The sequence below is a fragment of the Methanobacterium sp. genome, assembly GCA_012838205.1.
In the GTDB taxonomy this organism is placed as follows: domain Archaea; phylum Methanobacteriota; class Methanobacteria; order Methanobacteriales; family Methanobacteriaceae; genus Methanobacterium.
Genome location: DUPR01000052.1, coordinates 1 through 5,838 on the forward strand (window position 1 = coordinate 1; position 5,838 = coordinate 5,838).

4 protein-coding genes are annotated in these 5,838 nt (G+C 36.6%); 3 read left to right on the plus strand and 1 reads right to left on the minus strand.

The features are described 5' to 3' along the window. Positions 1 to 1,126: ATP-binding protein (locus tag GXZ72_07845; protein HHT19456.1), on the minus strand; the 1,126-nt coding region annotated here is incomplete at its 3' end. Positions 1,127 to 1,541: 415 nt separating this feature from the next. Here GXZ72_07845 and GXZ72_07850 point away from each other — a divergent pair. The 3 genes from GXZ72_07850 to GXZ72_07860 all read left to right on the plus strand — a co-directional run bounded on the left by GXZ72_07850 (position 1,542) and on the right by GXZ72_07860 (position 5,680). Next, positions 1,542 to 2,738 carry a DNA repair exonuclease gene (locus GXZ72_07850; protein ID HHT19457.1) on the plus strand — a complete coding sequence of 399 codons (1,197 nt, stop codon included), beginning with the start codon at positions 1,542 to 1,544 and terminating at the stop codon, positions 2,736 to 2,738. Then, a complete protein-coding gene (locus GXZ72_07855; GenBank protein ID HHT19458.1) occupies positions 2,739 to 5,447 on the plus strand; it encodes an AAA family ATPase in 2,709 nt (902 codons plus the stop codon). A gap of 116 nt (positions 5,448 to 5,563) precedes the next feature. Further along, positions 5,564 to 5,680, plus strand: coding sequence for a zinc-ribbon domain-containing protein (locus GXZ72_07860; protein ID HHT19459.1), 117 nt, complete (start codon positions 5,564 to 5,566; stop codon positions 5,678 to 5,680). The last annotated feature ends 158 nt before the right edge of the window (positions 5,681 to 5,838 follow it).

Here is a 5,838-nt window from a genome sequence, read left to right on the forward strand (position 1 = left end):
ATTTACCCAATTCAAAGTTTATACTGGTTTTTATTGATGGAGATAAAAAATAGTACTTCCAAGCCTTTCTTACCTGTGTTCTCCCACTTCCAGAAAATGGTTTAATATGAAATATCAAATGAGTTTTTTCCAGAATTGAAAGGATGTCTTTAACCAAAGCAGAAGAAATTCCTATATCTTTGGCTAATTTACCCTCAGATGTTTTGCCCGCTTTTTGAATAGCCAGATGCATAAGTATCCTAAAAATAGAACTTCGACTATCTGATCTAAAGGACCTTATAAGAGACACATCTTTTTCTACAACACGACTCAACATGTCAAAAGTTCTTCCATGTATATCATGCCGGGTTAAGCCAATCTGAAAGGGAAATCCCCCAGAGTACAGATAATTTTCCCACTCCTTTTCAAGTGGCCTTGATAATCTTAACATATTCCTCATTAGCTTATTTTCTATTTCAGGTGCATCTTTCACATCACCAGAAAAAATTAAATTCCTAATACTAGCTGATGTCCCTTTTGGAGCATGTACACCATGATTTAAAAGTAAATATTCTGAAAAATTTAACGGAAATATTGATTCTTTTTCAGATCTTCTGACCGCATCAACATTTAATTCCAAACTTAATGCTGAAGAACCTGTAAATATCATAAAAATCTTTTTACTCTGGTCATAAAATATTTTACCAGCACTTGACCATTTTTTATCATATTGGGCTTCATCTATTAAAATAAAAAGTTCTTCATCCAGAGTTACCGGGGTTTTTTGATGAACTTCACTAATAAAAACATCCACTGCATCAACAATTCTTCCACCCAAATATTCCCCCAGATGATCAGCAGAAACATACAGCACTCTATCCTGATTTACACCTTTTTCATTAACTAGGTAATCATAAATTTGGAAAAGTAATGTAGTTTTTCCAACACCCCTTAAACCAGGCATGATTAAAAATCTTTTTTCGTAACTGCCTTCAAGAAAGTTATTAACATGCTTTTTAAGTTTAAAAAAAGCACTTCTATGTTTGAATTTATTTCCATTTCTTTGAATGTGATCTTGAGCTAATCTTGGGCCTTCTCTTAATCTGGCCAGGATGTAATCTAAAAGATCATCAGTGCCTGTTTTCATATTATCGCCTTACTCAACTTTATGAGTAACCCCCTATAAATAGTTACTCAACTTTTAGAGTGATAGCTTATAAATAGTTACTCAAGTTCGAGAGTAAAGCATTAAAAATATCTCCTTTAATTTTTATTTGTCAATTTTTCAAATTTATATCAATCATAGTAATATCAGAATAAACTTCGCAACCTTTTGAAATAATTATCCGAGTGAATCCTTCTCTAACATTTTAGTATATCACAGCTTCAAACCATGAATCAATAGTATGATTTTCCGCGTTTCACAATTTTTTTTGATTACATAATATTTTCACAGAAAACTATATCTTATTGTGACAGAACATAATATTCCTTATGAATAAGTATATGCTAATGTGATAACAACACATTATTAGGATCATTTGTATGAGGAGTATGTGAAAATGGTGAAATTCTTACACACAGCAGACTGGCATTTAGGAATAAAATACAAACAATTAGGAGACAATGCTCAAAAAGCAAGGAACATACGCGTAAAAACCATAGAAAACTTGATGGAAAAGGCCATAGAACTAAATGTTGATTTTATTTTAATCTCCGGTGACCTTTTTGACAGCAACCAAGTCGACCGCAAGCTCCTAAGTGCAGTTACCCAGATCTTCAGTAAAACCGCACCCACCCCTATCTACCTACTCCCTGGTAACCACGACCCTTTAGGTAAGGATTCATTATATAACGACCCAGTATGGGAGAAACTGGATAACCTCACTATATTCACCCAACCAGAACCATACAATCATGGCAATGTAACTATTTATCCCTGCCCAGTCACCCAGAAAAAATCCAAGGAAGACCCCACTGAATGGATCAATGCCCAAGAAAACCCTAACATTTCAATTGGTTTAGCCCATGGAAACCTTCAAGTAGGATTCATTGATGATGCCAACTTCCCCATCCACCCAGATCGAACAACAATATCTGGTTTAGACTACTTAGCATTAGGAGAATGGCACTCGTTATTCCAACAACCTGACAGTAAGGGAGTGATAAGAACTGTATACCCTGGAACTCCTGAAACCACTAAATTCGGTGAAAATGCCAGTGGTCAAGCAGTAATAGTTGAGATTCAATCACCTGATTCTCCCCCACAAATAACCCCAATAAATGTGGGCACCCTTTCCTGGCTCCAAAAGGAAAAGGAAATAAACACCCTTGCTGATGCCCAATACCTAGTAGGAGAACTTAACGATATCCCAGAACCTGAAAATAACGTTATTCTTCTTAAAGTGAAGGGTGTGACTAACCAGGAAACCATGAACTATGTTAGCCAATTAGCAGATGATTATCATAATAAATTCATGCATTTCCAAGTTGTCATGGATGAACTTTACCTTAAACCTAACCTTTTAGAATTAAAAGCCCTCATACCTGAGGGTGCAATTGTCAACCAAACATTCGAGGCTTTAATGGCTATTATGAAAACCCAACCTGAAATCCAGGAATACTCTGACATCACCTCAGAACGCACCAGGGAAATATTCAGCCAACTCCAGAACCAGGAAGTACTCGAGGGCCTATCCCCTGAGATCATAAACCGGGCATTTCTTTTAATGTACCAGATGATTAGGGAGGTATCATAAATGAACGTTAACAGCATCCGACTGGAAAACTGGAAGAAATTCACCAACCCAATCGAAATCCACTTCAAAGACGGTTTAAACATTCTGCACGGTTCCAACGAGACTGGGAAAACAACCCTCATTGACTCGATTATCACCACTTTTTACTCCAAACACACCAGTAGTTCACAAAAAATCAAATCCCTCAAACCATGGGGCACATCACTCAACCCCATCTCCACCATCACCTTCCAAAAAAATGGACACCAATACAGGATAAGCAAGGGTTTCCAGGAGAAAAAATGCCTACTGGAAAAACTGGAAGATGAAACCTGGAGAAAGATAGCTGAAGGTGATAAAGCAGACCAGGAACTCATTGAACTAGTTGGCGGACAACTACCCTCACGTGGCGATACTAAACCTCAATACTGGGGATTGGGACAAACCCTGTGGATGGTGCAAGGCCAGCCCATCATCAGTGATGAACTCAATGATGAAACAGTTTCCCTTTTACAGACCATGGTGCAGGCAACTATTGGATCAGAAAAAGAAAAAGAAGTCCTAAAAAATATTAGATCCCGATTTTTAGAAATATTCACCGAAAAAAAGAAGACGATAAGAAAAGGAAGCCCCCTTTCCCAAGTACAGGACGAAATCTCCACCCTTAAAAGTGAATTATCTGAATCTAAAAGAATTCAAACCAAAAAAGACGAGTTAATCCGAAAAATTGAGGATAGTGAGTTTTTACTCCAAAGAAACCAAAATAATCTTAAGACTAGTCAAGAAGAAAGGGACAAAATCAGCCTTGAAGTGGAACAAGCACGTCAACACCAAAAAGATAGAGAACAACTAGAACGCGAGATTGAAGGCATCACCTCTAAATATGAAGCTCTAAATCTCAAAATAGCAGAAATCAATCACAGTGAAGAGAAAATCAACGGGATAAAATCTGAAAACGAACAAATACAACAACAATTAGGCCCATTAGAAACCCAGTTAAGCCAATTGAACGAAGAAATAGAGAGAAAAATCTCAGATCTTGATGTTCTAAATAAAACCATCCAACACACCACTGCAGAGAAGAGTATTGTGGGAATAGCCCACACCAATGTAATGGATGAACAAGCCTTAGAATCCAAAAAAGAACGATTTAAAGAGATAGAAGAACTCTACCAAGCCTTGGACACTGCCCAAAACCAATTCAATCAGATCATAGCCCCTACCTCTACTCAGATGAAGGAGATTGAAAAACTTAATCAGCAGATTCATGATACACAAACTCGCCTCCAAGCCATGGGACTAACAGTAAAAGTTCAACCAATAACAGTTTTATCTGGTGAAATATCCCTAGATAGTGAAGTTACTCCTTTTAATTTAAATGAAGATGAGAATATTTCCTGGACAGCCAACCAATCATTGAAAATCAGAGTAGATGACCTGGGTGAGTTTGAAGTTAAAAGTGGTAGTCATGACGTGCAAGTCACCAAAGAAGAGTTAGAGAATATGCTGAGTGACTACCAAGATCTGGTTGCCCCTTATGGTACTGAGAAATTAGATGACTTAAATGGACTATTAATTTCCAGAGAAAGTAGAAAAAACGATTTGGAAAGAATCAAAACTGAACTTGATAAAAAATCAGATAAAACCTTAGATGAGCTTCAAAAAGAAATTTTTGAATTTGAAAATAAGATTAAATTAAAATGGACTAAAATCCCCGATGATTCTCACTATAAAGATTGTGATGATAAGGACAAATCCTTATTCAGGGATGAGCTTTCAAGAAAAATCGTCCAACTTGAAGATGAAATCAACCAGCAAACCCATGATCGGAACAATTTAGACGCTGAGTTAGAAGCTGATAGAGGAAACGCAAAAGAGTTAGATCAACGAATCAACCAGTTGAAAACTGATTTTCATGGAAAAACACAGATTATTGAAGAAATTCAACGGAGAATCAAACGTTTAGAAGATGATGGTCTCAGTAGGCAGGAAAGGGAAGATGAACTTAACCAGTTATCTTTTAGTTTAGATCAAAAAAATAGGGCCTTGAAGGTTTATCAAGACGAAATTGAGGATAAAGAAAACCGTCCGTTAGGATTATTTGATGGACTTAACACTAAAGTTCAACGATTAGAAGATGAGATTAAAAGTCAGGAAATTAACTTAGCAAGAAGTGAAAGTGAACTTCAACTCATTATAGGACAGTCTGCTGATACTAGTGTGATTGAAGAAAAACTGGAACAACTCCAAATCCAGGAAAAAGAGTTGCAAACTGAAGCTGATAGCATTAAACTCTTATATGAATTAACTAATTTTTACCGAGAAAACACCATTGGAGTACTATCTGACCCTATACGTAAACGGGTCACAGATGATTTAGAGAAACTATTAGGACCTAAATATTCACTCAATTTTGATAAAACCATGAAACCAGACACAATACTGGCCAATGGTGAGGAAGCCCCTGTGGATCTTTTATCCTTCGGTACCCAGGAACAAATTTGGTGCCTCTTCAGATTAGCCTTGGGCAGTATCCTAAGCCGTGATGAGAAACAACTGGTAGTCCTAGATGACCCTTTAGTTAACACAGATCCAGTCAGGATGCACCATGCTTTGGAAATACTGCAAGAAAATGCTAAAGAAATGCAGATAATCGTGGTAACTTGCGATGTGGACAAATATAACATGTTGTCTGGTGCAAATTTTATTTCAATGGACGATTCAATGTGATATTAATCTATAATGTGTTATTGGAGGATTTAAATGAATGAAAATTTGGAAAATGTTGAAACTGTGAATTGTAGTAGTTGTAAGGCTGAAATTCCCACTGGCATGAAATTATATAAATGCATGGTAAAGGTAGTTTAGAAGAAATAGAAATAACTTGCCAGAAGTGTGGGAAAAAATTGGGTGGTAATGAAACTTTCTGTGGAGTGTGCGGATCAAAGGTGTGGAAACGCTAGTAAATTATCTAGTCATTTTCCCTTTCCTTCTAATAGTCTTACAGCTTTCTGTCTAATTAAAGCCACTGGAATAGGAGATATTTATCGTGATTGATTGGAAAGAATTTCAGGGTATAGTGATTGATAAGTTAGGTCGAAAAATATCCAAAGACGACAAC

What these genes read in the sequence shown, in the direction of transcription:
- GXZ72_07850 (HHT19457.1), top strand. Translation starts at nt 1,542, where the DNA reads ATGGTGAAATTCTTACACACAGCAGACTGGCATTTAGGAATAAAATAC.
- GXZ72_07860 (HHT19459.1), top strand. Translation starts at nt 5,564, where the DNA reads ATGCATGGTAAAGGTAGTTTAGAAGAAATAGAAATAACTTGCCAGAAG.
- GXZ72_07855 (HHT19458.1), top strand. Translation starts at nt 2,739, where the DNA reads ATGAACGTTAACAGCATCCGACTGGAAAACTGGAAGAAATTCACCAAC.